Below are 25512 nucleotides of genomic sequence, written 5' to 3'. Positions count from 1 at the left end.
GGGCCGATGCCTCAATTCGGCATTTTGCCGACCGTCAGGCCGCCGCATACATAAAGCAGTTGCCCCGTCACGTAGCTTGACGTTTCGGATGCAAAAAAGGCCACCGCCGACGCGACTTCTTCCGGCTCCCCCACACGCTTCGACGGAATGCCCGCCAGGTTGGCCCTTGTCCTGGGATCGTCCAGCGGATTGTTGACGAGAAAAAGTTCGGTCCGGATCTGACCGGGGCTCACCACATTGACCGTGATGCCGAACGACGCAAGATCAATCGCCATGGTACGCGACAGGCCGACCAGCGCGGCCTTGGTCGCCGAATAGCCGCCCCGGCCCGGCTTGCCGAGAATGGCGCCACTGGCGATATTGACGATGCGGCCCCAGGATTGCTGCTTCATGCGCGGCAGAAATGCCTGGATGGCCTCGACCGTCGCCTCGACATTGACGCTCCACATCTCGTCGAGCGCGTCCTTGGTAATCGAGCCGGTCGGCTCGATGCGTGCGGCGCCGACATTGTTGATGACGATGTCGATGCCATGCCGGTCAGCGATCGTGGCGAAGGTCCTGGTGCGCTGTGCGGTGTCGTGGAGATCGCACTTGAAGAACGTGCCATCGAACTGCGCCGGTTCGTGGCGGGCGATGCCAACGACCTCGGCGCCGGATGCCGCCAGGTTGCGGGCGATTGCGGCGCCGATGCCGCGGGTGGCTCCGGTGACGAGTGCGGTTCGGGCCATCACAGACAATCCCCCTCTCCGCCGAGATAGGCGGTCGTGATCCTCGGATCGTTCGCCAGCTGCCGGCCCTCGCCTTCGATCACGATGGAGCCGGTCTCCATCACGTAGGCGTAGTCGGCGAGCTCCAGCGCCCGCAGCGCGTTCTGCTCGACCAGGAGCACGGTCGTGTCCGTCTGGCGCAGGTCGGCGATGACCTGGAACACCTCATCGACGATGTTCGGCGCCAGTCCCATGCTCGGCTCGTCGAGCAGCAGCAGCTTGGGATTGGAAATCAGCGCGCGGGCCATCGCCAACATCTGCTGTTCACCGCCGGACAAGAGCCCCGACAATTGGGTCCGCCGCTCCTTGAGGCGCGGGAAGGTCTCGAACATGGCGTCGCGCCGGTGCCCGAACTCCGCTCGAGGGAGCCGGAAGCCCCCCATGCGCAGGCTTTCCTCGACGGAGAGCCGCTGGAAGGTCTCCCGGCCTTCCGGAACGTGGGCGATGCCGCGCGCCGCCATGCCGGCCGGATGGCGGCCGGTGAGTTCGTCGCCGAAATAGCGGATGCTGCCGGCCTTGGCTTTGACGAGGCCGGAGATCGCGCGCATCACGCTGGTCTTGCCCGCGCCGTTGGCGCCGACGAGACAGACCGTCTTGCCGGCCGGAACGTCGAGACTGACGCCCTTGACCGCGGTGATGCCGCCGTAGGCGAGGACCAGATCCCTGATCTGAAGCGCCGGGTTCATGCGCTTTCTTTCATGCTGGCGGCGGAAGAACCGAGATATGCGTCGATGACGCGCGGATCGTTCCGCACCGCGAGCGGCGCGCCGTCCGCCAGCACCCTGCCGAAATTGAGCACGGTGATCTTGTCGCTGAGCTTCATCACGAAATGCAGATCGTGCTCGACCACGACCAACGTCAGCCCGCCCTGGCGCAGCGTGACGAGGAGCCTTGCCAGGTCGCGGGTCTCGCTCGGGTTCATGCCGGCGGCCGGCTCGTCCAGCAGCAGCAAGGCCGGATCGGATGCCAACGCCCGTGCGATCTCGACACGGCGCTGATGGCCGTAAGACAGCGCCGTGACCGGGCTGTAGGCCACGTCCGCGAGCCCGACCAGGGCGAGGATCTCAAGGCACCTCCCGTGACATCGGCGCTCCTCGGCGCGGCCCTTGCCGATGCCGAGGATCGACAGCACCGGATTGGCGAAGAGCGTGGGATGCATGCCGCACATCACGTTCTCGATGACGTTCATGCCGGAGAACAGGCGGATGTTCTGGAAGGTCCGCGCCATGCCGCACGAGGCGCGGCGGTGGAGCGGCAGCTTGGTGATGTCGGCACCGCCGACGAGGATGCGGCCGGCGTCGGGCCGCTGCACGCCGGAGATGACGTTGAACATGGTCGTCTTGCCGGCGCCGTTCGGGCCGATCAAGGCGTGGACGGTGCCCCGTCCGACCTGAAACGACGCGTCGTTGAGGGCCATCAGGCCGCCAAACCGGACGGAGATGTTCTTGACCTCAAGCATGGCGCCGGGCCTTCGGCACGCGCCAGGACACCAGGCCCTCGGGCCGGAAGGCGACCACGAGGACGATGATGAGGCCGTTGATGAGCGACCGGTAATCGGCGAGCCCGCGCAGCGCCTCCGGCAGGCTGGTCAGGATCGCCGCGCCAAGCACGGCGCCGATGGGCGTCGAGATGCCGCCCATGATGGCGAAGCTCAAAATTGTGACCGTCGCCTCGAAGCTGAAGTCCTCGGGGCTGATGGAGGAGTGTGAATGCGCGTTCAGCACGCCGGCGGCGCTCGCGACCATCGCGGCGACCACGACCACCGCCATCTTGTAACGGAAGACGTTGATACCGAGCACCTGCGCCGCCGTCTCGTCGGACCGGATCGCCTCCATCGCCCGCCCGACTTTCGAGCGGATCGCGGCGAAGCAGCCCACGATGCAAATCAGCACGGCGCCATAGATGAGCGCGGGCGAGGCCGACGTCGGAATTCCGTTGAGGCCAAGGGCGCCGCCGAGCGGCTCCGAATTGATGATGACGGCGCGCAACACTTCGCCAAAGGCGATGGTGGCAATCCCGAGATAGACGCCGGAAAGGCGCAGCATCGGCCAGCAGATGGCGAAGGCCACCAATCCCGACACGGTCATGGCCAGCACAAGCGTCACCGGCAAGGCAAGCCCGCATTTCAGGCTGAGCATCGCGCTCGTGTAGGCGCCGATCGCCATAAACGCGCCTTGCGCGAGAAACATCTGGCCCGTCGCCAGCACGAGGTAGACCGACAGCGCCAGGAGACAGTTGATGCCGATCGACAGGACCAGGCTTTCATAGGTCCACCACAGATCTTCGAAGCTCATGGCCGCCTCGCATTGATCTGCTTCACCAAGCCATTGGGGAAGACCCAAAGTGTGAGGAGAAGCAAGGCGAAGGTCAGAACCTCCCGGTAGAGCGACGAACCGTAGGCCGAGGTGAGAATTTCCATGATGCCGAGCGCAAGCCCGGCAATGGCGGCGCCCGGCAGGCTCCCCAGGCCGCCGATTATGACAATGGCAAAGCCGCGAAGCATCATGAACTCGCCCATATAGGGTTGGACAGCATTGAAGTTCAGCCCGATCAGCATGCCCGCCGTCGCCGACAGCGCGGCGGCGAGAAACGAAACGCCGAGCGTGATCAGCGTCGGATTGATGCCGACGATGAGCGAGGCGCGCTCGTTGTCGGCCGCGGCGCGGATCGCAATGCCCCACCGCGAGTACCTGAGAAAATAGACGAGCCCGCCGATGAGCAGCGGCGAGATCGCCAGAATGGCGATCTGCACGCCGGTGATGGAGATGTTGCCGAAGCGGTACAGCGCGCTCGGGCCGAAGTCGTTCGGGAAGCGGCGGGCTTCGACCCCGAAGGCGTGCGCCAGCACGGAGTACAGGAACAGCGCGGCGCCCATCGTGATGATCAGAGAGGCCAGATAGCGCCCGTCCCGGCCCTTGAGCGGCGTCAGCACCACCCAGTCGATCGCCGCAGCGATCAGGCCGACCACGCAGACCACCGCCGGCACGACCGCGACGAAAGGCAACCCGAAAGTGGTGGCGAGCACAAGGGCAGCATAGGCGCCTATGGCGAAATAGACGCCATAGACCAGATTGATCACGTGAAGCACACCGAAGATCAAATTGAAGCCGATCGAGAACAGGCAATAGATGGTGCCCAGGACCAGCCCATTGAGGAGTTGTTGCGCCAGCATCGTCTCACCTTCGTCGACCGCGCCCCGTCCGGGCTGGCTTTACTGCACGATCTTGAAGGCGCCGTTGACGACCTCGAAGGTCACGGCCCCGTCGGACAACGCGGCTTCACGGTTCTGGTCGAAGCGGAACGGACCCATGACGCCTTTGAATTCGACGTTCTGCAGGGCGGTGCGGATCGAACCCGTGTCGATCGTGGCGCCGGCGTTCTTCAGCGCCTGAGCCACGAGCTTCATCCCGTCATAACCCTGGGCGCCGAACTGATCGGGCACTTCACCGTATTTGGCCTGATAGGCGGCGATGAACGTCCTGTTGGCTTCGTCTTCCTTGGCGATCGACCAGGGGCCGCTCACCATCGCGCCTTCGGCGGCCGGGCCGGCGAGTTCGATGATCTTCGGCGAATTGAAGCCGTTGCCGCCGATGAAGCGAACCTTGGACAAGCCGAGACGGCGCGCCTGCGTCAGGATGGACGCGCCGGCATCCGGATAGGCGCCGACCAGCACGCTGTCGACGCCGAGGCCGGCGAACTTGGTGAGCTGCGCCGAGAAGTCCGAGTCCCTGGAGCTGAAGGCTTCGACCGCGACGACCTCGATGCCGTTGGCGGCGGCTTCCTTCTTGAAGATATCCGCCGAGCTTTTCATGTTGGAATCGTCGTTGGCGAACAGGATCGCCGCGCGCTTGATGTCGTACAGCTTCTTGGCGCGCTTCAGGCTGGCCGGGATGAGGCGATCTTCCGGCAACGAGGCGCGGAACGAGAATTCGCCGATCGCGGCGATACCTGGCGCCGTCGCGGTCAAAGCGACAGATGGCACGCCGCGCTGGTTGGCGATCGGCGTCGCGGCGAACACCTCGGTGCTCAGCGTCGGCCCGATCACCAGCACGACCTTGTTTTGGCCGATGACCTTACGGACCGCATTGATCGCTTGGTCCTTGCTGCCGGCCGTATCTTCGGTGAACAGCCTGATAGGACGGCCGTTGATGCCGCCTGCCTTGTTGATTTCCTCGGCGGCGAGTTCGATGCCCTTGTTGGCGTTCGCGCCATATTTAGACTGCGGGCCGCTCAAAACCTGGACCACCCCGAGGGGGATCGGGTCGGCGTCGTTGGCGAGCGCCGGCATCGCCAACGCCAACAGAAGCGCGCCGAGACAGGCGGATTTGGACATATTCATCGGAATAAAATTCCCTCTGTTCCGATTTGTCGTTGCCGCCGACGATGCCCGGAAACTTTCGCACCCCCAATTCCAAAAATCTCAAGTCAGAAATGCGAAAGCTTTGAGCCACATGGAGTGCCCGTCAAATCACCAGACCCGCACAAATAAGCGGCGATATCGTGCGGCATTAGGAGAGAATTGCCTATTCCTGGACAGGGGTGGCGAGACTTGAGTTTTTTGACATCCTTCATTCGCAATTTGTCGCGCGATTAGCAATCGGTGCCTCTGTTAGTCAAAGGGGCCTCGATCATCTCAATCCGGAGAGGCTGATGTCCCGGTTTTACGACAAGATTGACCAATCTTTTTCCGAGTTCATCGATAGACGAAAGATGTTCTTGGTCGCGACCGCCCCCCTGAACGGGCGCGTGAACGTGTCGCCAAAAGGCATGGATACCTTTCGCATCGTGAGCCACAACCGCGTCGCTTATCTTGATGTAACTGGAAGCGGAAACGAAACTGCGGCGCACGTCAGTGAAAATGGCCGCATTACGTTCATGTTCATGAGCTTCGGCAAGCAGCCGATGATCTTGCGGCTTTACGGCGTCGCCACCATCGTGCAGCCCGGCGAGGAAAATTGGGACGAATTTTACGCTCTGTTCCCGAAGCTGCCCGGCGTGCGCCAGATCTTCGTCGCGGACATCTCGTCGCTGCAGACATCCTGCGGTTTTGGCATTCCCGAATACGAACTCAAGAAGGAGCGCAGCACGCTCAACCAGTGGGCCCGCGCACAAGGCGAAGGCATGGTCGACTACTGGGCCGATCATAATCTCGAAAGCATCGACGGCCTGCCGACGAAACTCAAGATCGAGGGCCGCGAAGGCCTGGAAACTGACGCCTGACCATGTATGACGCGCAAACCATCGCCTTATTCAAGGACGTGTCGACGACGGCGCTGTCCGATGCCCTCGATGCGGTCACGAGCAGAAAGCTTTTCATCAGCCACAAGGTCCGCCGTCTCGCGGGCAGCCGCATGGTCGGTCCTGCGGTTACGCTGATGACCGCGGCGACCGCCGAACGCGCGCCGCATAATGTCGGGATCAAGCTGCTCGACACGACGGCGCCCGGTAGCGTCATCGTCGCGCAGCTCGAGGACGAGACCGACGCCGCGCTCTGGGGCGCGCCCGAGATCGCAGTCGCGATCCGCCGCGGCCTTGCCGGCTTCGTCGGCGACGGCGCTGTCCGGTCCGTATCCCAGGCGGCCGGTTCCGATTTCGGCATTTTCGCCACCAACGTCACCCCCGCCGGCGGCTTCGGCCGGCTGAAGACGATGTTCAGCGACCAGCCCATCGAATGCGGCGGGATCGAGATCAATCCAGGCGATCTCATCGTCGGTGACGATGACGGCGTCATCGCGGTTCCGCGGAAGCTGGTGCCGGACATCGCCGCGACGGTGAGGCACTACGAAGGCCGCCAGGCCAGGATGATCGCAGCCTGCCGCGCGCTCGGTTCGATCAAGGAAGCGCTGGCCCTGCACGGGACCGTCGAGGTCCAGCGATGACCGGCACCAGCGTCGAGCTGACTTTCAGCGATCGGGAGGTCGTGAGCTTCATCGCGGACAAGAGTGTGTCGCTGCTCGAGGCCGCCAGGAAGAACGGCGTTCACCTCGCCTCCGACTGCCTGAGTGGCACCTGCCAGACCTGCAAATGCGCCATGACCGGCGGCGAAATTGCCTATGAGGATGAACGTGCCATCAGCCTCGACGACGGCGCGCGCGCGGCGGGCGCGATCCTGCCGTGTCAGGCGAAACCCGTCTCGGACGCAATCAAGCTGAACTTGCCCTACACGCGCACCTCGCAGCTCCCCCGGCGTGCGCGCAAATTTCTGATCACCGCGATCAAACGTGTTTCCGACAGCGTGTTCGAGGTCATCGGCAAATGCGAGGGCGGCCGCATGTTTGCGTATCTTCCGGGCCAATACGTCAATCTGACTGTGCCCGGCACCACCATCATCCGGTCCTATTCGATGATGACGCCGCCCGAGCAGGACGAAATCGGCTTTCTCATCCGCACGCTGCCGAACGGCGCGATGTCGACCTATCTCTCCACGTCGGCGAAAGCCGGCGACGTGCTGCCCATGACCGGTCCGTTCGGCACCTTCTATCGCCGCCGCGAGACCGGGACCTGCATCATGATCGCCGGCGGCACGGGCCTTGCGCCGGTGCTCTCGATGCTGCGCGAGCGCGCCCGGCGGCGAGACACCGCCGGCCCCATCGTAATCGCCTTCGGCGTGAACACCGACCGTGACCTTTTCTATCGCACCGAACTCGAAGCGCTCAAGGCGACCTTTCCCGACCTGCACGTTCTCGTTGCCGCCATGTCGCATGGCGATGGCTGGCGGGACAGCACCGGCACGGCGGTCGACCTGCTCACCGGCGACCTGGTCGGCGTGCCATCCGCCGCAACGGCATATCTGTGCGGTCCACCTCCGATGGTCGAGAGTGCCCGCCACAAGCTGCTCGAAATGGGCGTGTCGCGCGCGCAGATCTTCGCCGAAGAATTCCAGCCAACGGGAGCCAACTAGATGGCCGTTTCACTCCTCGCCGCCGCGGCGCAGCTCGCGCCGGTCTTTCTGGACCGCGACGCCAGCACCGAGAAGGCCTGCATGACCATCGCCGAGGCCGGCAAGGCCGGCGCGCGGCTCATCGTCTTTCCGGAAACCTACCTGCCCGGCTATCCGTACTGGAACCTGGTCCGGGATCCCTTCACCAACAAGCGCACCTTCTTCCGCCGCCTGTTCGATCAGGCCGTGACGCTCGACAGCCCGACCGTGAAGCTGCTGAGCGACGCGGCCCGCAAGGCCAAGTGCATGGCGGTGGTCGGCATCAACGAGCGCGACGGCGGCACCTTGTACAACAGCCAGCTCATCATCGACGCCAATGGCGAGGTCCTGGGCTGCCGGCGCAAGCTCGTCCCGACCCATCACGAGCGCATGACGTGGGGGCGCGGAGACGGCGTCGATCTCGATATCTATGACACCTCGGTCGGCAAGCTTGGCGCCCTCATCTGCTTCGAGCATTCCAACCCGCTGTACCGCTACGCCGTCCAGGCGCAGGGCGAGCAGATCCATGTCGCCAACTGGCCGGGCGGCATGCCCTGGATCGACAACATCATCGACGCGGCGGTGCGCCACTATGCGTTCGAGGGCCAGTGCTTCGTCATCTCGACGACCGGCGTCCTGACCCAGGACATCATCGATCAGTTCGGAGAGTCGGCGCGGGGCAAGCTGCAGCCCGGCGGCGGCTGCTCGGCGATCGTCGCGCCGGGCGGAAAAATTCTGGCCAAGCCCGAGCACGACGGCGAAACCGTGCTCTACGCCGAGCTGGATTTCGATTCCATAGCCGACATGAAGGAGATGGTCGATTCGATCGGCCACTATGCGAGGCCGGACGTCGTCCAGCTTCATCTGACCAAGACGCGGCGATCGCCGCTGATCGTGACCACAGGCTGAAGCAGCGCCATGATCTTCGTGGTTCATCGCATCGACGCGCCGGGTAAGTCTGCCGAGCGGACCCGCCTGCGCGCCGCGCACATCGACTATCTCAAGGCATTTGAAGACCGCATTCTTGCGGCCGGCCCCTATTGCGATCCTGAGACCGGCGAAGACCGCGGCAGCATGTTCCTGATCGAATGCGACACCCTCGCGCAGGCGCGAGCCTTCGCGCAGGACGATCCCTTCACCGGCGCCGGCATTTTCTCCGACCTGCAGGTGTGGGAATGGACCCGGCGAATGGGCTCGCTCGCGTTCTCGCCGAAGGGCTGAGCCGCGCTCAAGGTTTCGAGGCAAGCTCGAGTTGCAACCAGTCGCGCAGGATCGCAACCGAAGGTGCGCTTTCGGCGTCGGCCATCGTGTAGAAATAGTAGCCGCGCGTCGCGACCGCGAGACTTGAAGCGAGCGGCTGCACCAGCCGGCCCGTCTGCAGTTCGTCCATGATCTCGACCGGGTCGGTCAGGATCACGCCCAGCCCCTCGATGGCCGCCTGGAGGGCGAGGATCTGGCTCGAAAATGACAGGGTCCGCTGCTCGCCCGGCAAAGTGAGCCCCGTGGTGTTGAGCCAGAGCTGCCAGTCGTCCGGCCTGTCGTCGGCTTTCAGGACGCGATTTTTCCGGACGTCCGCCGGTGCTGTGATGGCCTGGTCGATGCGGCGCTGGATTGTCGGGCTGCAGGCGACGCCGAGGTGCTCGGCGAACAGCAGCTCCCCCTCCAGTTCCGGCCAGTCATTGGCGCCGACGTGGATGAAGCAGTCGACAGTCGCGCTGCGTTCCACCTCGCGCCCGACATGGGTCGCCACGCGGATCTCGACGTCGGGATACATGGCGTAGAACTTGCCCAGCCGTCCGAGAAACCAACGCATGGCGAACGAGGCCGGCATGCTGATCGTCAGGATCTGCGGGCCGGTTCGCCGCCGGAATTTCTCGACCGTACTTTCGAGCTGCTCGAAGACGGCCGTCAATCCGGGCAGCAACGCCTCGCCGTCGCGCGTCAGTTCGAGACCGCGGCCGGTGCGGCGAAACAGGGCGACCTGCAATTCCGCCTCGAGATGGCGGATCTGGTGACTGACCGCCGACACCGTGATGCAAAGCGCGTCGGCGGCGCCTTGCATGTTGAGATGACGTCCGACCACCTCGAAGGTCCGCAATGAGCGCAGCGACGGCAGCCGGTCACGGCGCGCGAGCGATCCCGGCTTGGCCGCGCCTTCAGCGCTGGCGAGCCGCTTCTCCAACTCCGCTGGGTCGATGGCGTTCGTCACTTGGCTCCCATCATTTTGGCTCCCAATCGCGCGTTGAAGCGCAGGTGATGATAGTCCGCGGTCCAATGACCGCGTGAAGTTTTCATGGTGCGCGACATAAGCTGCTCGGCTTCTTCGCAGGCCTCTTCGCGCTGCTCCGGCGGCAAGGCGTCAAGGAACCATCGCCCCAGCTTCTCGATCCAGGCCTTGGCACCGGAGGGCATCGGCGTCGGACGATGGAACGCATGCACGGAATCAATGACGAAGCCGGCGTGCTCGAGTGAATCGCAAATTTCCTCGGCGGTCAGAAATTCCCACGGGATGTGCGCACCGCCATCGATGCCGCGGCGATCGAGCACGGCCACGAGGCCGGTGGTGATGGCGGCAATATTGCCGTGGCTGCCGAGCTCGGCGGCGAACCGCCCGCCCGGCTTGAGCGCGCGCGCGACGCCTTCGATCGCGGCTGGAACCGGCCGCATGAAATGCAGGGCCGCATTGGAGAAGGCAGCATCGAATTCGCCCTCGAACGTCAGCGCGCGGCCATCGATCAGCCGTGCGTCGATGCGGTTCTGACGCGACGCTTCGATCATCGCCGGGTCGATATCGATGCCGACAACCTCGGCCCCGCTGGCTTGCACCAGGCGTGAGAGTGTCCCGTCACCGCATCCGACATCCAGAATCTTCTCGCCGGGCTGCGGCGACAGCAGCTTGATGACCGAAGTGCCATAATCGGCGACGAAGCGCGCCTCGCACGCGAAATGCGTGCCCGGCGCCGAAGGCGTGTTGGGCACGAGAAGAAGCTGCGGCCGATCCATTGCGCGATCTCTTTTCAAGTATAAGTCTGTCGCCGAAGCCATAAAATTGGTCGAGGGATGATACGCCGGGATCATCGTGCCACAGGCATCGTTCATGGTGCGTCGGAACCGGCGCCGGCGCTAGCGCTATCGCCTTGAAGTCTCCTCAAGTCAGCCTTGGAAGTTTCGCGATATGGCAGCGGCGCGCGGTCCGGCAAGGTCGCCGGACCGCGCGGGCCTCGATCGCCCGCGTCCCGACTGCAAGGGCTCGCCAATGCAACCGCCGCACCAAGCCGGATCATCCCTCGAAACGCCCACCGTCTTCGGCGCCGTGGTGCGCACCGAGGCACGGCTGCGCGAAATCGTGCCGGCGCCATCGGCGAAGATCACATCGGCGAAAGTCCAGCACAGGCTGGACCCGCATTGCGCGATGTTCTTTGCCCTGTCTCCTTACCTCGTGATGGCAACGAGCGACAGCGAGGGCCGTTGCGATTGCTCGCCGCGCGGCGGCACGCCGGGTTTCGTCAAGGTGCTCGACGACCGGCATCTTCTGATACCTGAGCTGAGCGGCAATCGCCGCACCGACACATTGCGCAACCTGATCCAGAATCCGGAAATCGGCCTGATGGTCCTGATCCCAGGCTATGAGGATTTCCTGCGCGTCAACGGCGAAGGCTGGGTGGTCGAGGATCCGGCCGTGCTGGCGCAGGCCGCGGTCTTGGGCGCCGCGCCGAATATCGGCATCGGTGTGCGCATTCGCGAAGCCTACATGCACTGCGCGAAGGCCGCGAAACGCTCCCGCATCTGGAATTCGGAAGACTGGCCGAATGCGGGCCGGATGGCCGAGATGGCCGTCATACTGCGCGATCATACGCGCGGCAGCATCGGCGATGGCAGCGTCGAGGCGATCCAGAAGATCCTCGACGACAGCTATTCCAACCGACTGTTCACCTCATCGAAGTGGTGAAGTGCGCCCCCACGCCGACCCGCGTCAGCGGCCGAGCGCCGCCAGGGCTTCGCGTCGCGACGCGGCTTCCGATTCAGCATAAAGCGCGAACTCGTCATGTACGCTGGCGCCCAAGGCCGACTCGAAGGCGACGCGGCTCGAGGCACCGTCATAGCTTTGCCGCTGGGCCGAACCGAGGTTCGACTGGAAGATGCCGGCGGCGCTGACCGGCAGGAAGTCCTCGTAGATGATGGGCGAGATGCTGAGATAGCCGGCGGCGATGAGTGCATCGACCGACTGCCCCTCCACCTCGGCGCGGGGCGCAGCCTTGCCCGTCGCCGTCGCCTCGTAGCGGAAGTAGGCGAGGCCTTGTGCGCGCAAGGTCGGCGCGTCGTCGGGAAACGCCGCGAAGGCGAGCGCCAGGGCCTCGTCGCAATGCCTGGTCCCCGATGCCAGAAATCCGGCGAGCATCGCGTCATAGCGACGGCGCCCTTCCGGCGTCAGCGCGATGCCGCGCTGTTCGATCTCGCCGAAACGCGCGGTGTGGGTCGAGGCTGACGCCTCGCCCTCCGCCGTGACGAAGTCGACAGGCTCTTCCAGCGCCTTGAAGCTGGTTTGCCGAAGGAGAATGGCGCAGTGGCGCCGCGGCGGCCCTTCGATGATCTCTTTCGGCGAAATGCCCCAAGCCGGCATCCGGCGCTGCACCGCGTCGATGTCCAGCGTCCGAGGCGTCAGATGATTGATGTGCGGTCCTTTGAAGCAGACCACGTCCGCGATCAGGCGATGCGTGTCATGCAGGGCCCGATAGGTCTGGTAATCGACCGGGGACTGGCGATGCCAGCGGAAGGTCTCGAGCGCCTCGCGCACGAATTCCTCCCCCTCAGGCCGTGTCAATCCGCCCTGACGCTCGCACAGGTTGATGAGCGCCAGGGTGCGCGGCGTGAAGATCGACCGGCGGGCGAGCAACTGCTCTGCCCGTTCGCGCAACGCTTCGTCCTTGATCAGTTCGAGACGCAGCAGCGAGGTGAACACCCGGAAGGGATTACGCCGCAGCGAGGCGTCGTCGATGGGGCGGAAGGCCGTGGCGTGCACCGGAGTGCCGGCGCCGACGAGGTCGTAATAGCCGACCGGATGCATCCCCATCACGGCGAAGAGCCGCCGGATCGTCGCCAGTTCGTCGGCTGTCCCGAGCCGGATGGCGCCGTGACGCTCCACATCCAGCCTGTCGATCTCGTCCGCCCTCGTCATCGCGCGCATGAGGTCGGGATTGGCCGCCAGCACCTCGCCATTGATTTCCTTGACCAGCTCAAGCAGCGCGCCGTACTGCGGGACTTCCCTGCGGTACATGTCCGACATCGCGCGCGAGAACTGGCTCCGGATCTCGTCAGACGATACGAAATTCGACATCACGAAACCCTCTAGCTTACATGTTTCTGGCTGCCGGCCGATCATGTTTCTCGTCTTCGAGCGCATTTCCGGGCCTGAACTTCCACAAGACGACTGCGCGTACAGATAGTCGCGTGCGGTGCGCCGCACCTCTTTAATTTGTTGCAGAGCGACTCGCAAAAATCTCAACGCGTGAATGTTGATTGCCCACTACACCTGCCCTCTGTCATCGGATTAGACAGCAGCGCTGGCCGATGCCGTAGACAGATTGCGCCTAGCCATCGCTCAATTGAGGCACTCCGTTTCATGCTCTGGGCAGTTTTCACGATCATCGCCGCCGCCGCGCAGACGGCCCGCAATGCCATGCAGCGTGAACTGACGGCGAAGCTTGGCACCGCCGGGGCGACGCACGTCCGCTTCCTGTTCGGCTTTCCGTTCGCCGTGCTGTTTCTCATCGCGACGATGGCCGCGACTAGGCTGCCGCTGCCATCGCTCACAACGCCGGTCTTCTGGCCCTGGGTCGCCCTCGGCGCGCTGTCGCAGATCATCGCCACCGCGCTGATGCTGGCCGCCATGAACCACCGGTCTTTCGTCGCTGCCACCGCCTACATCAAGACCGAGCCGGTGCAGGTCGCGATTTTCGGGCTTGTTTTCCTGAACGACCGTATCGGTCCCGGCGCTGCCGCGGCGATCATCGTCGCTACCGCTGGCGTTGTGATCATGTCGATGAAGCCGGCGGCCGCCGGCGCCGCGCGCCTCGGCTCGACCCTGCTCGGCCTCGGAGCGGGCGCGATGTTCGCGCTGTCGGCCATCGGCTATCGCGGCGCCATCCTCGCGCTCGGCTACCCGGACTTCGTGATGGCCGCGACCTTCACGCTCGTGGTCAGCCTCGGCATGCAAGCGATCGCACTCACCATATTTCTCGCCCTGCGCGACCCGCGCGTATTGCACATGATTTTTCGCTTGTGGAGGCCATCATTGCTTGCGGGCTTCATGGGGGCGCTGGGATCCCAGTTCTGGTTCCTGGCATTTGCAATCACCGCTGCAGCAAACGTGCGCACCTTGGCCGTCGTAGAAGTATTGTTCGCGCAGGCGATATCGAAGTTCGTTTTTAAGCAAGCAAGTTCGCTTCGGGATGTTGTCGGCATCAGCCTGATCGTCGTCGGCGTCGTCCTGCTGCTTTGGACTACGCATTAGAGTTGATCTGGGTCAATTCCGCTTATGCCCGGTGAACAGGGCCTTTCACAAGGCGGGCATCAGCCGGGGCCGGCAAATTACGGAGCGGCCTTCGGCACGCTTGCGGCCCGGTTCGCAGCCCCCTTGGGATGGGGAGAGGTCCTGCGCCTTTCGGGACAGCTGCACGACGTCGGCAAGGCTTCGCGGGAATTCCAGGGCCATGTCGCCGGTGACCTCCTGTCGGGCGGCGACCATTTTTCCGCAGGGTCATCTATGTCACTCCCTACACGGGGCGTGGATCGAAACATCGAGCCGGCGCTGGCGTGCGTCAATGTCCACGGTCGCCCCCCATGCGGGGGCGTGGATCAACCTCACGGTACGGGGGGAATGAGATCCGACGGAACGACCGGTCCCACTGTACATAAGTCTGGAATTGAGCGCGGCTCGATGAGAGGTCGTACGATGTCCGTGCCGGTTCCTGGGTGACCATCCTTGGGCAATTGCAGCCCTCTGGAACGTGCCCAGGCGCCGGCTTTTACTTTTATTGAAGTTAAGCGCCCGGCCCCCGCGTGGTCCGGTTGAGAATGGCATCGTCACGCCGGAAATGCATATCGCGCAGGATGATCAACTCGGGTAGGGGCAGTGCGAGGCGCGGCCAGATGCCCGGCCCAACTTTGGCGGGAAAACCGACCGATAAACTATTCCCGGATGTGGCTCCTGAATGGCTGCGAAATATGGAGCCGCGATCGCATGTAGCAATTCAACCACCGCCTTGGAAATCGCTCAGAAACATATTTCCCAGCGTAATATTACCTTGGGTAATGTCGAGCTGTTCCCCGGCATATCTAATAACTTCTCTCGAATGTTCCATGGTGGGTAGACCATGACACCGTCAAGCGCTACTCATGCTTGCATCGCTTGTCAGGGAAGTTGCAGACATGGCCGCGAAGAAGACCCCCACCTTTGGTGCGCTCGACCGGAACAAGACGCTGGCCGAAAACACTGTGAACGCCGGGCCGGCGGTGCTGGATTCCAACGTCACGCTCAAGAACCCGGACGGCACCGGCTTCCAGGGCGGCAGCCTGAGCGTGAAGCTGGCGAGCGCGGGAGCGGACGACCATCTCTCCATCGCCGAGGTCGGCGGCATCACCCTTGAGACGGACGTCGGCATCGGTACGACGTCCGTTTTCTACAACGGCGTGCGGATCGGGACGGAGACCCAGTTTGGCGAGAACGGTTCGGCGCTCACGGTCAGCTTTGACCAGCCGGTGAGCAATGACGCCGCCACAGCACTTGCCCGTGCCATCGCCTATTCCAGCTCGAACAACGCGCCGACCACCGCTGCCCACGCGGTGACCTTCACCGCCATCGACGCCGAGCACACCTCGACATCCGCGAAGATGCAGCTGAAGGTGAAGGCGGAGAACGACGCTCCGGTATTCTCCAACTTGGGGCCCGTTTCGTCCCACATCCTGTCGACGGCCTCGGAAGGCGTCGCTATCGATGGCGACGCGCACGTTTCCAATCCTGATGGAACGGGATTCAAGAATGGGAAGCTCACCGTACATTTAAGCGACAGCAATACAGATGATTTGATTTATCTGTCAGACGGCCCCTTCAATATTGTCGGGACGAAGCTGTATCTGGACGGAAAGGTTGTCGGCACGGTATCAGCCGACGGAGTGGCAGGACATGATTTTTCCCTAACATTTAAAAGCAATTTCGCGATTTCTGACGCTCAAATGAGTGGACTTATAGATCAGATTACCTACCGAGATCGGTCGTTAAGCCCCGAGCCTCAAACAAGGGATGTGACGCTTACCGTCACCGATACAGAAAAGACATCAACCGCCGCGCATCTTACACTCGCATTCGAAAATCGGGCGCCGACAATTCTCTCATCCAGCCCGGCGGGCTCCATCTCGAAGATTGCCGACGGCTCCTTTAGCCACGACATTTCAAGCGTCGCAGTTTCTCCCGACGGCACCAAAGTGGCTTTTGAGTCGACGGGCGAGATTGGCGCAACACGTATCACCCTGGACGACCTCAGCACCGGCCAAGTCACCATCCTGGCCTCGGACCTCACTGCCGCCGCGAGCATCCTCGGCACGACAGACATCGCATTCTCGCCTGACGGGCAAAAGATCGCTTTCGTGTCGACTGCATCAAACCTCGTAGCAGGCGACACGAACGGGGGAAGCGATGTCTTCATCAAAGACTTAAGTACGGGCGCAGTGACACGCGTCTCGACAGGTTCAACGGGAAAGCAGATTTCCGGAAACAGTGGAGACCCAGGATTTTCACCCGACGGTACTAAGATGGCATTCGTTTCTGGCATTCAAAATCTGCCCGGAGACACCGATGGCAGCGGCCTTTATGTGAAAGATCTCAAAACCGGTATCGCCACCCAGGCAGCGATCAACGGGGCGGACCCCTCGCACACGACACGCGGCTTCAATGCCACCTTTTCACCGGACGGCACCAAACTCTTGTTCGTTGCCTGGGGCGATCAATCGGGCCCGAAGTTCGGTGGCGACAGCCAGTGCATATACATCAAGGACCTCAACAGTGGCGACGTGACGTTCGTTACCGCAGCGAGCGCCCATCAGGTGCTCCCCGTCTTCTCGCCGGACGGCACCAAGATCGCCTTCGTGTCCAATGAAAGCTCCGTCGTGCCGGGGGGCGAGATGGGGGGCACCCACCTCTACCTGAAGGACGTCCAGACCGGCGAAATCATCTGCGTGAGTTCACCCGACGGGGTTCTCCCGAATGACGGAGCCGTCGGCGACACCTTCTCCTTCTCGCCGGACGGCACAAAGATCGTCTTCTCGTCCTCTGAATCGACTTTGCCGGGCAACACCGGGGGCGCCTCGAACATCTTCGTGGCCGACCTCGAGACCGGGGCGATCACCCGAATCGCATCCAACGCGAACGGTGCCAGCAGCGACCCCGTCTTCACGCCCGATGGCGCGCACATCATTTTCGTATCCGACGCGACCAATCTCGTCGCCAACGACACGAACAATGCCTCCGACCTCTTCATGGCCTCGCTGCCCACCTCCTCGGTCACCAGCGCCACACTCACCGAAGACGCCGCGCGCAAGACGCTGAATGCCGCCGGCACGTTCTATTTCGCCGATGCGGATGCCAAGGACACCCACACGGTGAGCGTCGCCGCGTCGGACGGGGCGCTGGGGACGCTTTCCGCCAAGGTGGTGAGCGACATGAACGGCACCGGCGGCGTGGTGTGGTCCTATGTGGTGGACGAGACCAAGGTGGAGCCGCTGGCGGCCGGTGAGACGAAGGTCGAGACCTTCGCGCTGACGCTGGACGACCACCACAGCGGCACCGTCACCCAGAACGTGACTGTCACCTTGACCGGGACGGGCGACGGCAGCGCCGCGCCTGCGATCTCAACCATGGCTTTCGTCGCGGCGGAGGCCACGCCGGAGCGCTCTGCGGGGCCGGATCTTTGGACAACCGTGATCGCCAGCCTGTCCGGTGCAGGCGAGGGGGTGCCCGGCCTCCTCGCGGATCTGGAAACGCGCGTGGCGGCGGCGCTTCATGCGCACGGCCCTGCCGCCTCCGCAGGATCGGCCGCTCATCTGGAGCAGGATGTCTCGGACCTCGGACATCTTGTCGCCAGCCACCTGTCACCGGCGGTCTCCGACCTCCTCGACACCCTGTGGAGCCACATTCCGAGCCACGCGCCGACGGCGCCGACAACAACGGCCCACGATCTGGCGGACGGGGCGGAGGCGCTGGCGGCGCGGCTCTGGGACGCCCTACACGTCAGCCATGACGGCGGGCATTCTCTCGTCTAGAACCTAGGCCGTTCAGATTGCGATGCTGGGCGGCCGGACGAGCGCCCCATTCGGGGTAGCATTTTAGGGGTTTGCATCCTAAAGGAAGAAACAGGCTGCGCCCCCGTGCGAGCGCGGCCTTCGATCAGGGCGTCACTTTGCAACCGATGAGCGCCGCGAAAAGCGCATTCAGCAAGCACAGGGCGGGCGCGGTTGCCGACGCAGATCTGCCCTCGCGGGCGCTGTCCTCCTGTCGCAGAGCGTTCCTTGTGGTGGCGCTGTTCTCGGCAGCCGTCAACATTTTGATGCTCGCCGGCTCCTTCTACATGCTGCAGGTGTACGACCGGGTGCTCCCGTCGCGCAGCGTGCCGACGCTGGTGGCCCTCACCATCGCGGTGGCGCTGGTCTATGCGGTGCAGGGGCTCTTCGATGCGCTGCGCCAGCGGATTCTGGGGCGCATTGGGGTGGCGCTCGATCAGTCGCTTTCGGGCGAGGTGGCGCGCGCCATCCTGAGGAATGCCGCGCTGGGCGGAAATGAGGGCGCCATGCGGCTCGCCCGCGACCTTGACGCCGTCCGCACCTTCCTGTCCGGCGTCGGGCCCATGGCGCTCTTCGATATGCCGTGGATCCCGCTCTATGTGGCGGCCTGCTTTCTGCTGCATCCCGTTCTCGGCGTCATCCTGGTTGCCGGAGCCTCCCTGCTGGTGGCCCTCACCTTCCTGACGGAGGTCGGGACGCGGCGCCGGGTGGAGGAGGCGGGACGTGCCGGAGCCGCCCGAGGCGCCCTGCTGGAGCAGGCACGGCGCAACGGCGAGGTGGTGGCCGCTCTGGGCCTGACGAGCCGGCTGGTCGGTCGGCTCGACATCCATGGCGATGCCGCCGTCGCCGCCCAGCAGCGGGCTGCGGATATTTCCGGCGGTCTCGGTGCCGTATCCAAGGTGCTGCGCTTCATGCTCCAGTCCGGCATGCTGGGCGCGGGTGCCTGGCTGGTGATCGAGGGCCAGGCCTCGTCCGGCGTCATGATCGCATCCTCCGTCATCGCCAGCCGGGCGTTGGCGCCGGTGGAGCTGGCGATTTCCTCCTGGCGCCCGTTTCTTGCCGCGCGGCAGGCGTGGCAACGGTTGCGCCACGCGCTCGCCGCGCCGCGCTCCGTTGCTCTGGCCGTCGCTCCGGAACGGGCGCGGCACCGGCTGACGCTGGACCAGATGACTGTGGCGGCGCCGGGCGCGTCCACCGCCATTCTCTCCCAGGTCAGCTTTGCCGTGGAGGCCGGGCAGGTGCTGGGCGTGATCGGCCCTTCGGCTTCCGGAAAATCGTCGCTGGCCCGCGCGCTGGTCGGCGTGTGGCCAGCGGCACGGGGCGAGTTGCGGCTCGACGGCGCCACCCTCGACCAATGGCCGGAAGAAGACCGCGGTGCAATGATCGGTTATCTGCCGCAGGACGTGGAGCTGTTTGACGGCACGGTGGCGGAGACCATCGCCCGCTTCGATCCCGCCGCGACGGAAGAGGCGGTACGCGCCGCCGCGCGGGCGGCGGGCGCCTATGACATGATCCTGCGCCTGCCGCAGGGGTTCGCCACCCGGATCGGCGAGAGCGGCGGCATCCTATCCGGCGGGCAGCGCCAGCGTCTCGCCTTGGCGCGGGCGCTCTATGGCGATCCCTTTCTGGTCGTCCTCGACGAGCCCAACGCCAGCCTGGACGCGGAGGGTGAGGCGGCGCTGGTGGGCGCCATCCTCGGCGTCAAGACGCGGGGCGGCATCTGTGTCGTGATCGCTCATCGAGCCGCGGCGTTGGCGACCGCCGACCTCGTCCTTGTTCTGGCCGAAGGCCGGATGCAGGCGTTCGGTTCCCGCGACGACGTGCTGAAAAGGGCGCTGGCCGGCCGCTCGCTCAGCGGGGAAGAGCCGCCGCCAAAGCCGCGCATCGTGGCCGAGCGGGCGTAAGGCGGCCGCACGGGAAATGTCGCGCATCAACCCACATCAGGACATCCGAAGGGCCGGCCTCGCCGGCCTCTGCACCCTCGCTGTGCTGTTGGGCACCGCCGGCGTCTGGGCCACCACCGTGCCGCTGGCCGGCGCCGTGATCGCGCCCGGACAGGTGGTGGTGGAGAGCAGCGTGCGGCGTGTCCAACATCCCGCCGGCGGCGTCGTGGCCGAAATCCATGCCACGGACGGGAGTTTGGTGAAGGCGGGAGACATCCTTCTGCGTCTGGACGAGACCACCGCCCGCGCGAGCCTTGCCATGGTGGACAATCAGCTCAACCAGCTGCGGGTCCGAAAGGCCCGTCTGGAAGCGGAGCGGGACGGCCGCGACACGCTCGACCTGCCAGCCGAGCTGGTGGCCACGGACGACCCGTCGGTCGCGTCCATTGTCGCGGGCGAGACGACGCTGTTCCGCTCCCGTCGCAGCGCGCTGGAAGGCCAGATGTCCCAGCTGCGCGAACGCATGGCTCAGACGCGGGAGGAGATTCGCGGGCTTGAGGCCCAGATCTCCTCCAAGCAGGAGCAGATGCGGATCATCAAGCTCGAACTCGAAGGCGTGCGCAAGCTTTACCAGGCCAATCTCGTCGCCCTTTCACGCCTGACGAGCCTGGAGCGGGAGGGGGCCCGGCTGTCGGGCGAGGGCGGCCAACTCACCGCCGAGGTTGCTCGCGCACGCGGCCGCATCGCCGAGACGGAGCTGCAGATCCTTCAGCTCGGCCAGGACCTGCGCCGGGAAGTGGCGACCGACTCTCGGGATACGCAGGCGAAGATCGCCGACCTTGTGGAGCGGCGGATCGCAGCCGTGGACCAGCTCCAGCGGCTCGATGTGCGCGCCCCCGCCAGCGGCTTTGTCCACGAGAGCACTGCGCATACGGTGGGCGGCGTGATCGCCGCGGGCGAGCAGATCATGCTGATCGTGCCGGAGCACGATGGCTTCGTCGTCGAGGCACGCATCGAGCCGCAGATGATCGACCGACTGAAGGCCGGCCAGGACGTCACCCTGCGCTTCTCCGCCTTCGACAGCGCCACGACCCCCGAGGTCGAAGGCGTGGTGCAGCGGGTCGCGGCCGATCTCTCGCACGCCCCCCAGGGCGGCCAATCCTTCTATCTGGTGAGGATCGCTTTGAAGGAGAGTGAGCGCGCCAGGCTGGGGGGCAAGGCCCTGGTGCCGGGGATGCCTGTGGAGGCCTTCATTCGCACCGGCAGCCGCACTGCGCTGGCCTATCTGGTGAAGCCGGTGGAAGACCAGCTGATGCGCGCGTTCAGGCACGACTGAGTTGCAAATTCCCTTAGGGAATCTGCATTGGATTTCAGCTTTCCGGCCTGCTATGCACGGTTGCATATCAGCGCAGGGAACGGTCGGGAATGGCGACGAAGAAATCTCCCTTCAGTGGGCTCGACCGTAACAAGACCCTTGCAGAAAACACGGTGAACGCCGCGCCTGTGGTTCTGGATTCCAACGTGAAGGTCGCCAGTCCGGACGGCACGGGTTTCAGTCATGGCGCATTGAACGTCAGCCTGGCCGGCGCGACCTACGATGATCATCTTTCCATCGCCGAGGTCGGTGGGATTACGCTGGGGACCGACTCCTCCGACCGGACGATCGCCTTTTACGAGGGCGAGCAGATCGGCACCGTCATCGCGGGCCCCGGCGGGCTGACGGTTCTTCTCGGCGAGCCGGTGGACGACGCCGCGATGACGGCCCTTGCTCGGGCAGTCGCCTACTCCTACACGGGGGACACTCCCCCAACGACCCCGCGGACCGTGACATTCCGGGCGGATCAGGACGAGGCAACCGGCTCCATCGTCTCGACCATGAAGCTCAAGCTGAAGGCGGAAGCCGACGCGCCGGCCGTCTCGAACTTCGGTCCTGTTTCGTCCCACACGCCAGCCGCAGCGGGCGCCGGCGTCGTCATCGACGGCGACATGAGCGTCGTCGATCCCGACGGGATTGGGTTCAAGGGCGGCAAGCTCGTGGTCCATATGGACGGCGCGATGGCCGAGGACAATTTCTATCTCTCCCCGGGCCCCTTCAGCATCACGGGCAACAAGCTCTATCTCGACGGCAAGGTGGTGGGCAGCGTCTCCGGTACCGGTGCCGCGGGGCGGGATCTGGCGATCACCTTCAAGGGCAATGCAGCCATCTCCGACGGGCAGATGACCGCGCTCGCCGAGCAGGTGTCCTACCGGTCCACCGCGCCGGTTTCGGACAGCGCGTCGCGCCATGTCACCTTCACCTTCACGGACGCGCAGAAGGCCAGCACGAGCGCCCAAGTGACGCTCACCTTCGACAACGAGGCGCCCGCTTTCCTGGCGTCCGGGCCGTCCGGGGGCATGTCTCTCGTATCCGTTGGATTCAGGGGGCAGGGCGGGGACAGGGGCAGCGAGCACCCCGTCGTTTCGCCCGACGGCAACAAGGTCGCCTTCCGGTCGTATGCCTCGAACCTCGCTGACGCGCCCACGCCGATGCCCCAAGCGAGCGGTCAGATCTTCGTGAAGGACCTCGAAACGGGCAGCGTCACCCTTGTGTCGTCCAACTCTGCGGGCGCGGTGGGAAATTCCGGCCCTGCCGACACCATCGTGTTCTCGGCCGACAGCACCAAGGTCGCATTCGTCTCCACTGCGTCCGACCTCGTGGATGGCGATACGAACGAAGCCACCGACATCTTCGTCAAGGATCTTGCCACCGGCACGACCAGCCGCATCTCCGCCGACGCGGCGGGCGGACAGGCGAACTCCTGGAGCCACACGCCGGTCTTTTCGGCGGACGGAACCAAGATCGCCTTTGTGTCCGGGGCGTCCAATCTGGTGGCGGGGGATACCAACGGCCGCGCCGACCTCTTCATCAAAGACCTTGCAACGGGCGAGATGACACGCATCTCGAGCGACGGGGCTGGCGCCGGCTTCGCCGGCTCGCCCGCCAACGCCGTTTTCTCTCCGGACGGCAGCAAGATCGCCTTCATTGCCTTCGCGGGCGAAGTCACGCCGGGCATCCTCAGCCCCTCCTCGGTCTATGTGAAGGATCTCGACACGGGGGAGGTGGCGCTTGTATCCGGCCTGAGCAGTCCGGAAAATGTGGTCCTGTTCTCCCCCGACGGAACCAAGGTCGCATTCCTGTCCGACCCGTGGAGCGTCATCCCCGGCGCGCCCCATTCTTCCGCACAGCTGTTCGTGAAGGACCTCGCCACGGGCGAATTGACCCTGGTGAGTGCTGACGCGACGGGCGTCATGGGCAATGGCCTGACGAGCGGGTCGTTCGCCTTCTCTCCGGACGGCACGAGGATGGTCTTCACATCCGCCTCGTCCAACCTCGTGCCCGGAGACAGCGAGGGCCTCTCCGACATCTTCATCAAGGATCTCATTACCGGGGCTATAACGCGCGTGGCCCAAAGCTCCACAGGGCAGAGCTTTAATCCGACATTCTCGCCGGATGGGGCCTATCTGGTGTTCGCGTCCGGGGCATCAAACCTGGTGGCGGGCGACAACAACGGCCAGGCTGACGTCTTCATGCTTCCGCTCGCCGCATCTTCGGTGACGAGCTCGACCCTGACCGAAGATGCAGCCAAGACCACCCTGACAGCAATCGGCACGCTCTATTACGCCGACCGGGACACTGGCGACACCCACTCGGTGGTGGTGGCCCCCGCATCCGACACGCTGGGCACGGTTACGGCGAAGGTCGTGAGCGACAGGGACGGCGCTGGCGCCGTGGTATGGACCTACACCGTGGACGAGGCAAAGGTGGAGCCTCTCTCGGCTGGCGAAACGCGCACCGAGACCTTCACCTTGATCCTTTCGGACGGCTATGGCGGCACCGCCAGCCAGGATGTGACGGTCGCTCTGAGCGGTTCCGGCGAAGCATCCCCGCGGTCGCAACTTTCGCCCGTTCGGCGGCGGATACGGGGTTTTCCAAGGGGAATAACGGCGATCTATGGGCGTCCGTCGCCACGAGCCTCTTGGGGACACACGATGAATTCGGGGGCTTTCTCGCTGTGCTCGAGGCGCGGGTTTCAACCTTCGGCAGCGCGCATCCGGCGGGAGGACAAGCAACGCCGTTTGCGGACTCTGGCTGGGGAAGTCTGGCCGGGTCGCGCTCGGATTTCGTCACAGGCTTCACAGAACCCGTGGACACCGTCCTGGACCATCTCGCGCATCCTGTAGTGGCGCAATCCGCGCCGGAGGCCGATCCCGCGTCTGACGCGGAGACGATCGCGCTTCGTCTTTGGAATGCACTTCACATGGCCCAGGAGGAGGGGCATGCATTGATCTAATGCGACATCATCTCAACCGCACGCGAGTTCAATTATTGACCAATATAATAATGGCGATCGTGTAAAGCTGTTAATGCTGTTTAACGGCGGCTAGGGGCTCGTTTATCAGGAGCAGAGGCGGTTGACCCAGCAGCGGCGGAACGGAAGGGGCTGACGATCGCAGAGATGTGAGCTGTTGGCACCGCTCCGCGAGCGATACTTCGAACGGGGCGAATGCGCCCCGAAGCCAGCCGAAGCGCCGAGCGCGGACACTTATCTGCCTGCCTGAGGCGATCAGCAGACACCGCCATGCCGCGATCCACGCGGGCAAACTCCGCATAGGCACCGCCGCCGACAATGGCCATGACACGCTCGCCTGGATGGACATCCGTGACGTCATTCCCCACGACGATCACCTCGCCCGCCACTTCCAGCCCGAGCAGGTCGCTTTCGCCATAGCTCTGGCGGCCATAGTAACCCTGCCGTTGCAGCAGCCCGGCGCGGTTGACGCCGGCAGCCTTCACCTTGACCAGAAGATCGCCGGGGCGCCGCTCCGGCATCGGCGGGTCAGTGAGGCGGAGGACGTCCGCCGTACCGAAATCGTCGAACACCACCGCCTTCATTTCGCGGGGACCTTGGCCATCGCCCGACGGGCGATGCTGGCGGCGAAAAGCGGTGTCTCGCGGCGGTTGTGATCGCCGCCGGCTTCCTGCCGGGCTATCGCCGCCTGTTCGAAGGTCTGGCCGTGCGCGGCGACGAAGTCCATGAACACATCGGTCGGATGCGAGGTGACGCGGTTGGTGTAACGGGTGCGCCCGCCTTCGATGGCCTCGGCGATCAGCTCCCAGATCACGTTGACCTGCGTGCGCCCGACGGGGGTGAACACGTCGGAGATCGAGTTCATCCGGCAATAGCTCGCCGTCGCTTCCTCGGCGACATAGTGCTGGATGACCAACCCGGTGCCGATCATCTCGACATTGATGACCATGCGGCGGCCGTCATCCGTGGTCGTGACGCCGGAGCCAATATGGTCGGGCGGACAGCAGCGCAGATACTCGGCCTCCGGCAGGTTGAACAGCCAGTCGGCGATGTCGACCTTTTCCAAGGGAACGTCGATCTCGGCGGTATAGGCGGACTGCGAGAGGATCTTGTCGGTGAGGATTTTCATGGCATGGCCTTCTCAATTGCGTCTTGTCTTCAGGCGTGGTTCCCCCAGCCGCGCTGGCGGGATCCCAGGTGCACAGCGATGACGCCGCGGGTGTTTGTGCGCCGTGTCGGGAAGCGCCGTATTTCGAGCTTGC

22 protein-coding genes are annotated in these 25512 nt (G+C 64.4%); 11 read left to right on the top strand and 11 right to left on the bottom strand.

From position 1 onward, the window contains the following. Nucleotides 1–11 precede the first annotated feature (11 nt). The 6 genes from EZH22_RS21255 to EZH22_RS21230 are packed head-to-tail and all read right to left on the bottom strand — an operon-like array spanning nt 12 to nt 5106. On the bottom strand, nt 12–728 hold the full coding sequence (locus tag EZH22_RS21255) for an SDR family oxidoreductase (protein WP_203192429.1): 717 nt from the start codon (nt 726–728) through the stop codon (nt 12–14). Beyond that, a complete protein-coding gene (locus EZH22_RS21250) occupies nt 728–1453 on the bottom strand; it encodes an ABC transporter ATP-binding protein (RefSeq protein WP_203192428.1) in 726 nt (241 codons plus the stop codon). The genes EZH22_RS21255 and EZH22_RS21250 overlap by 1 nt, the downstream gene beginning before the upstream one ends. After that, entirely contained in the window at nt 1450–2226 is a 777-nt protein-coding gene (locus EZH22_RS21245; RefSeq protein WP_203192427.1) for an ABC transporter ATP-binding protein, read from the bottom strand. Before EZH22_RS21245 ends, EZH22_RS21250 begins: the two co-directional genes overlap by 4 nt. Beyond that, entirely contained in the window at nt 2219–3061 is an 843-nt protein-coding gene (locus tag EZH22_RS21240) for a branched-chain amino acid ABC transporter permease (protein ID WP_203192426.1), read from the bottom strand. Before EZH22_RS21240 ends, EZH22_RS21245 begins: the two co-directional genes overlap by 8 nt. Continuing rightward, nucleotides 3058–3939: a branched-chain amino acid ABC transporter permease gene (locus EZH22_RS21235; protein WP_203192425.1), complete on the bottom strand. Its 882-nt coding sequence runs from the start codon at nt 3937–3939 to the stop codon at nt 3058–3060. The genes EZH22_RS21240 and EZH22_RS21235 overlap by 4 nt, the downstream gene beginning before the upstream one ends. Before the next feature lie 39 nt (nt 3940–3978). Continuing rightward, nucleotides 3979–5106, bottom strand: coding sequence for an ABC transporter substrate-binding protein (locus EZH22_RS21230; protein ID WP_203192424.1), 1128 nt, complete (start codon nt 5104–5106; stop codon nt 3979–3981). Nucleotides 5107–5417: 311 nt separating this feature from the next. On the opposite strand from EZH22_RS21230, the gene EZH22_RS21225 reads away from it, so the two are divergent. Genes EZH22_RS21225 through EZH22_RS21205 form a run of 5 tightly spaced genes read left to right on the top strand, consistent with a single transcriptional unit; the run spans nt 5418 to nt 8907 of the window. Then, on the top strand, nt 5418–5987 hold the full coding sequence (locus tag EZH22_RS21225; protein WP_203192423.1) for a pyridoxamine 5'-phosphate oxidase family protein: 570 nt from the start codon (nt 5418–5420) through the stop codon (nt 5985–5987). A gap of 2 nt (nt 5988–5989) precedes the next feature. Continuing rightward, entirely contained in the window at nt 5990–6646 is a 657-nt protein-coding gene (locus EZH22_RS21220) for an RraA family protein (protein ID WP_203192422.1), read from the top strand. After that, nucleotides 6643–7668 carry an FAD-binding oxidoreductase gene (locus EZH22_RS21215; RefSeq protein ID WP_203192421.1) on the top strand — a complete coding sequence of 342 codons (1026 nt, stop codon included), beginning with the start codon at nt 6643–6645 and terminating at the stop codon, nt 7666–7668. Before EZH22_RS21220 ends, EZH22_RS21215 begins: the two co-directional genes overlap by 4 nt. Beyond that, complete coding sequence (locus EZH22_RS21210) at nt 7669–8595, top strand: carbon-nitrogen hydrolase family protein (protein WP_203192420.1); 927 nt, start codon at nt 7669–7671, stop codon at nt 8593–8595. A 9-nt stretch (nt 8596–8604) separates the two neighbouring features. After that, a complete protein-coding gene (locus EZH22_RS21205) occupies nt 8605–8907 on the top strand; it encodes a YciI family protein (RefSeq protein WP_203192419.1) in 303 nt (100 codons plus the stop codon). A gap of 7 nt (nt 8908–8914) precedes the next feature. Here the strand turns inward: EZH22_RS21205 and EZH22_RS21200 are convergent, their stop codons facing one another. Together EZH22_RS21200 and EZH22_RS21195 are read right to left on the bottom strand one after the other, a co-directional pair. Then, complete coding sequence (locus tag EZH22_RS21200) at nt 8915–9895, bottom strand: LysR substrate-binding domain-containing protein (RefSeq protein WP_203192418.1); 981 nt, start codon at nt 9893–9895, stop codon at nt 8915–8917. Then, nucleotides 9892–10689: a class I SAM-dependent methyltransferase gene (locus tag EZH22_RS21195; RefSeq protein ID WP_203192417.1), complete on the bottom strand. Its 798-nt coding sequence runs from the start codon at nt 10687–10689 to the stop codon at nt 9892–9894. The genes EZH22_RS21200 and EZH22_RS21195 overlap by 4 nt, the downstream gene beginning before the upstream one ends. A 253-nt stretch (nt 10690–10942) precedes the next feature. On the opposite strand from EZH22_RS21195, the gene EZH22_RS21190 reads away from it, so the two are divergent. After that, complete coding sequence (locus EZH22_RS21190) at nt 10943–11635, top strand: MSMEG_1061 family FMN-dependent PPOX-type flavoprotein (RefSeq protein ID WP_203192416.1); 693 nt, start codon at nt 10943–10945, stop codon at nt 11633–11635. 24 nt (nt 11636–11659) lie between these two features. Here the strand turns inward: EZH22_RS21190 and hglS are convergent, their stop codons facing one another. After that, nucleotides 11660–13021 carry a 2-oxoadipate dioxygenase/decarboxylase HglS gene (gene hglS, locus EZH22_RS21185; protein ID WP_231711085.1) on the bottom strand — a complete coding sequence of 454 codons (1362 nt, stop codon included), beginning with the start codon at nt 13019–13021 and terminating at the stop codon, nt 11660–11662. A gap of 285 nt (nt 13022–13306) precedes the next feature. Between hglS and EZH22_RS21180 the strand changes: the two genes are divergently transcribed. The 5 genes from EZH22_RS21180 to EZH22_RS21160 all read left to right on the top strand — a co-directional run bounded on the left by EZH22_RS21180 (nt 13307) and on the right by EZH22_RS21160 (nt 24122). Further along, nucleotides 13307–14197, top strand: a complete 891-nt coding sequence (locus tag EZH22_RS21180) for a DMT family transporter (protein ID WP_203192414.1) — start codon at nt 13307–13309, stop codon at nt 14195–14197. A gap of 917 nt (nt 14198–15114) precedes the next feature. Continuing rightward, complete coding sequence (locus tag EZH22_RS21175) at nt 15115–18000, top strand: VCBS domain-containing protein (protein ID WP_203192413.1); 2886 nt, start codon at nt 15115–15117, stop codon at nt 17998–18000. Between the two features lie 146 nt (nt 18001–18146). Next, nucleotides 18147–19922 carry a type I secretion system permease/ATPase gene (locus tag EZH22_RS21170; protein WP_203192412.1) on the top strand — a complete coding sequence of 592 codons (1776 nt, stop codon included), beginning with the start codon at nt 18147–18149 and terminating at the stop codon, nt 19920–19922. A gap of 16 nt (nt 19923–19938) precedes the next feature. Next, nucleotides 19939–21237, top strand: a complete 1299-nt coding sequence (locus EZH22_RS21165; protein WP_203192411.1) for an HlyD family type I secretion periplasmic adaptor subunit — start codon at nt 19939–19941, stop codon at nt 21235–21237. Between the two features lie 89 nt (nt 21238–21326). Further along, nucleotides 21327–24122, top strand: a complete 2796-nt coding sequence (locus EZH22_RS21160; RefSeq protein WP_203192410.1) for a VCBS domain-containing protein — start codon at nt 21327–21329, stop codon at nt 24120–24122. Nucleotides 24123–24312: 190 nt separating this feature from the next. Here EZH22_RS21160 and EZH22_RS31955 read toward each other — a convergent pair whose 3' ends face one another. Then, nucleotides 24313–24834 carry an alcohol dehydrogenase catalytic domain-containing protein gene (locus EZH22_RS31955; RefSeq protein ID WP_231711084.1) on the bottom strand — a complete coding sequence of 174 codons (522 nt, stop codon included), beginning with the start codon at nt 24832–24834 and terminating at the stop codon, nt 24313–24315. Beyond that, complete coding sequence (locus EZH22_RS21150; RefSeq protein ID WP_203192409.1) at nt 24831–25379, bottom strand: hypothetical protein; 549 nt, start codon at nt 25377–25379, stop codon at nt 24831–24833. The genes EZH22_RS31955 and EZH22_RS21150 overlap by 4 nt, the downstream gene beginning before the upstream one ends. Nucleotides 25380–25512: the final 133 nt, after the last annotated feature.

The sequence above is a fragment of the Xanthobacter dioxanivorans genome, assembly GCF_016807805.1.
Classification (GTDB): domain Bacteria; phylum Pseudomonadota; class Alphaproteobacteria; order Rhizobiales; family Xanthobacteraceae; genus Xanthobacter; species Xanthobacter dioxanivorans.
Note: the sequence above shows the minus strand (reverse complement) of the source record. Positions and strands in the feature narration are given on the sequence as shown.

Excerpts from the sequence above, each read along its gene's own strand:
- EZH22_RS21225 (WP_203192423.1), top strand. The coding sequence starts at position 5,418 with ATGTCCCGGTTTTACGACAAGATTGACCAATCTTTTTCCGAGTTCATC.
- EZH22_RS21255 (WP_203192429.1), bottom strand. The coding sequence starts at position 728 with ATGGCCCGAACCGCACTCGTCACCGGAGCCACCCGCGGCATCGGCGCC.
- EZH22_RS21230 (WP_203192424.1), bottom strand. The coding sequence starts at position 5,106 with ATGAATATGTCCAAATCCGCCTGTCTCGGCGCGCTTCTGTTGGCGTTG.
- EZH22_RS21195 (WP_203192417.1), bottom strand. The coding sequence starts at position 10,689 with ATGGATCGGCCGCAGCTTCTTCTCGTGCCCAACACGCCTTCGGCGCCG.
- EZH22_RS21220 (WP_203192422.1), top strand. The coding sequence starts at position 5,990 with ATGTATGACGCGCAAACCATCGCCTTATTCAAGGACGTGTCGACGACG.
- EZH22_RS21215 (WP_203192421.1), top strand. The coding sequence starts at position 6,643 with ATGACCGGCACCAGCGTCGAGCTGACTTTCAGCGATCGGGAGGTCGTG.
- hglS (WP_231711085.1), bottom strand. The coding sequence starts at position 13,021 with ATGTCGAATTTCGTATCGTCTGACGAGATCCGGAGCCAGTTCTCGCGC.
- EZH22_RS21170 (WP_203192412.1), top strand. The coding sequence starts at position 18,147 with ATGAGCGCCGCGAAAAGCGCATTCAGCAAGCACAGGGCGGGCGCGGTT.
- EZH22_RS21175 (WP_203192413.1), top strand. The coding sequence starts at position 15,115 with ATGGCCGCGAAGAAGACCCCCACCTTTGGTGCGCTCGACCGGAACAAG.
- EZH22_RS21160 (WP_203192410.1), top strand. The coding sequence starts at position 21,327 with ATGGCGACGAAGAAATCTCCCTTCAGTGGGCTCGACCGTAACAAGACC.
- EZH22_RS21205 (WP_203192419.1), top strand. The coding sequence starts at position 8,605 with ATGATCTTCGTGGTTCATCGCATCGACGCGCCGGGTAAGTCTGCCGAG.
- EZH22_RS21190 (WP_203192416.1), top strand. The coding sequence starts at position 10,943 with ATGCAACCGCCGCACCAAGCCGGATCATCCCTCGAAACGCCCACCGTC.
- EZH22_RS21240 (WP_203192426.1), bottom strand. The coding sequence starts at position 3,061 with ATGAGCTTCGAAGATCTGTGGTGGACCTATGAAAGCCTGGTCCTGTCG.
- EZH22_RS21250 (WP_203192428.1), bottom strand. The coding sequence starts at position 1,453 with ATGAACCCGGCGCTTCAGATCAGGGATCTGGTCCTCGCCTACGGCGGC.
- EZH22_RS21235 (WP_203192425.1), bottom strand. The coding sequence starts at position 3,939 with ATGCTGGCGCAACAACTCCTCAATGGGCTGGTCCTGGGCACCATCTAT.
- EZH22_RS21210 (WP_203192420.1), top strand. The coding sequence starts at position 7,669 with ATGGCCGTTTCACTCCTCGCCGCCGCGGCGCAGCTCGCGCCGGTCTTT.
- EZH22_RS21150 (WP_203192409.1), bottom strand. The coding sequence starts at position 25,379 with ATGAAAATCCTCACCGACAAGATCCTCTCGCAGTCCGCCTATACCGCC.
- EZH22_RS21180 (WP_203192414.1), top strand. The coding sequence starts at position 13,307 with ATGCTCTGGGCAGTTTTCACGATCATCGCCGCCGCCGCGCAGACGGCC.
- EZH22_RS21245 (WP_203192427.1), bottom strand. The coding sequence starts at position 2,226 with ATGCTTGAGGTCAAGAACATCTCCGTCCGGTTTGGCGGCCTGATGGCC.
- EZH22_RS21165 (WP_203192411.1), top strand. The coding sequence starts at position 19,939 with ATGTCGCGCATCAACCCACATCAGGACATCCGAAGGGCCGGCCTCGCC.
- EZH22_RS31955 (WP_231711084.1), bottom strand. The coding sequence starts at position 24,834 with ATGAAGGCGGTGGTGTTCGACGATTTCGGTACGGCGGACGTCCTCCGC.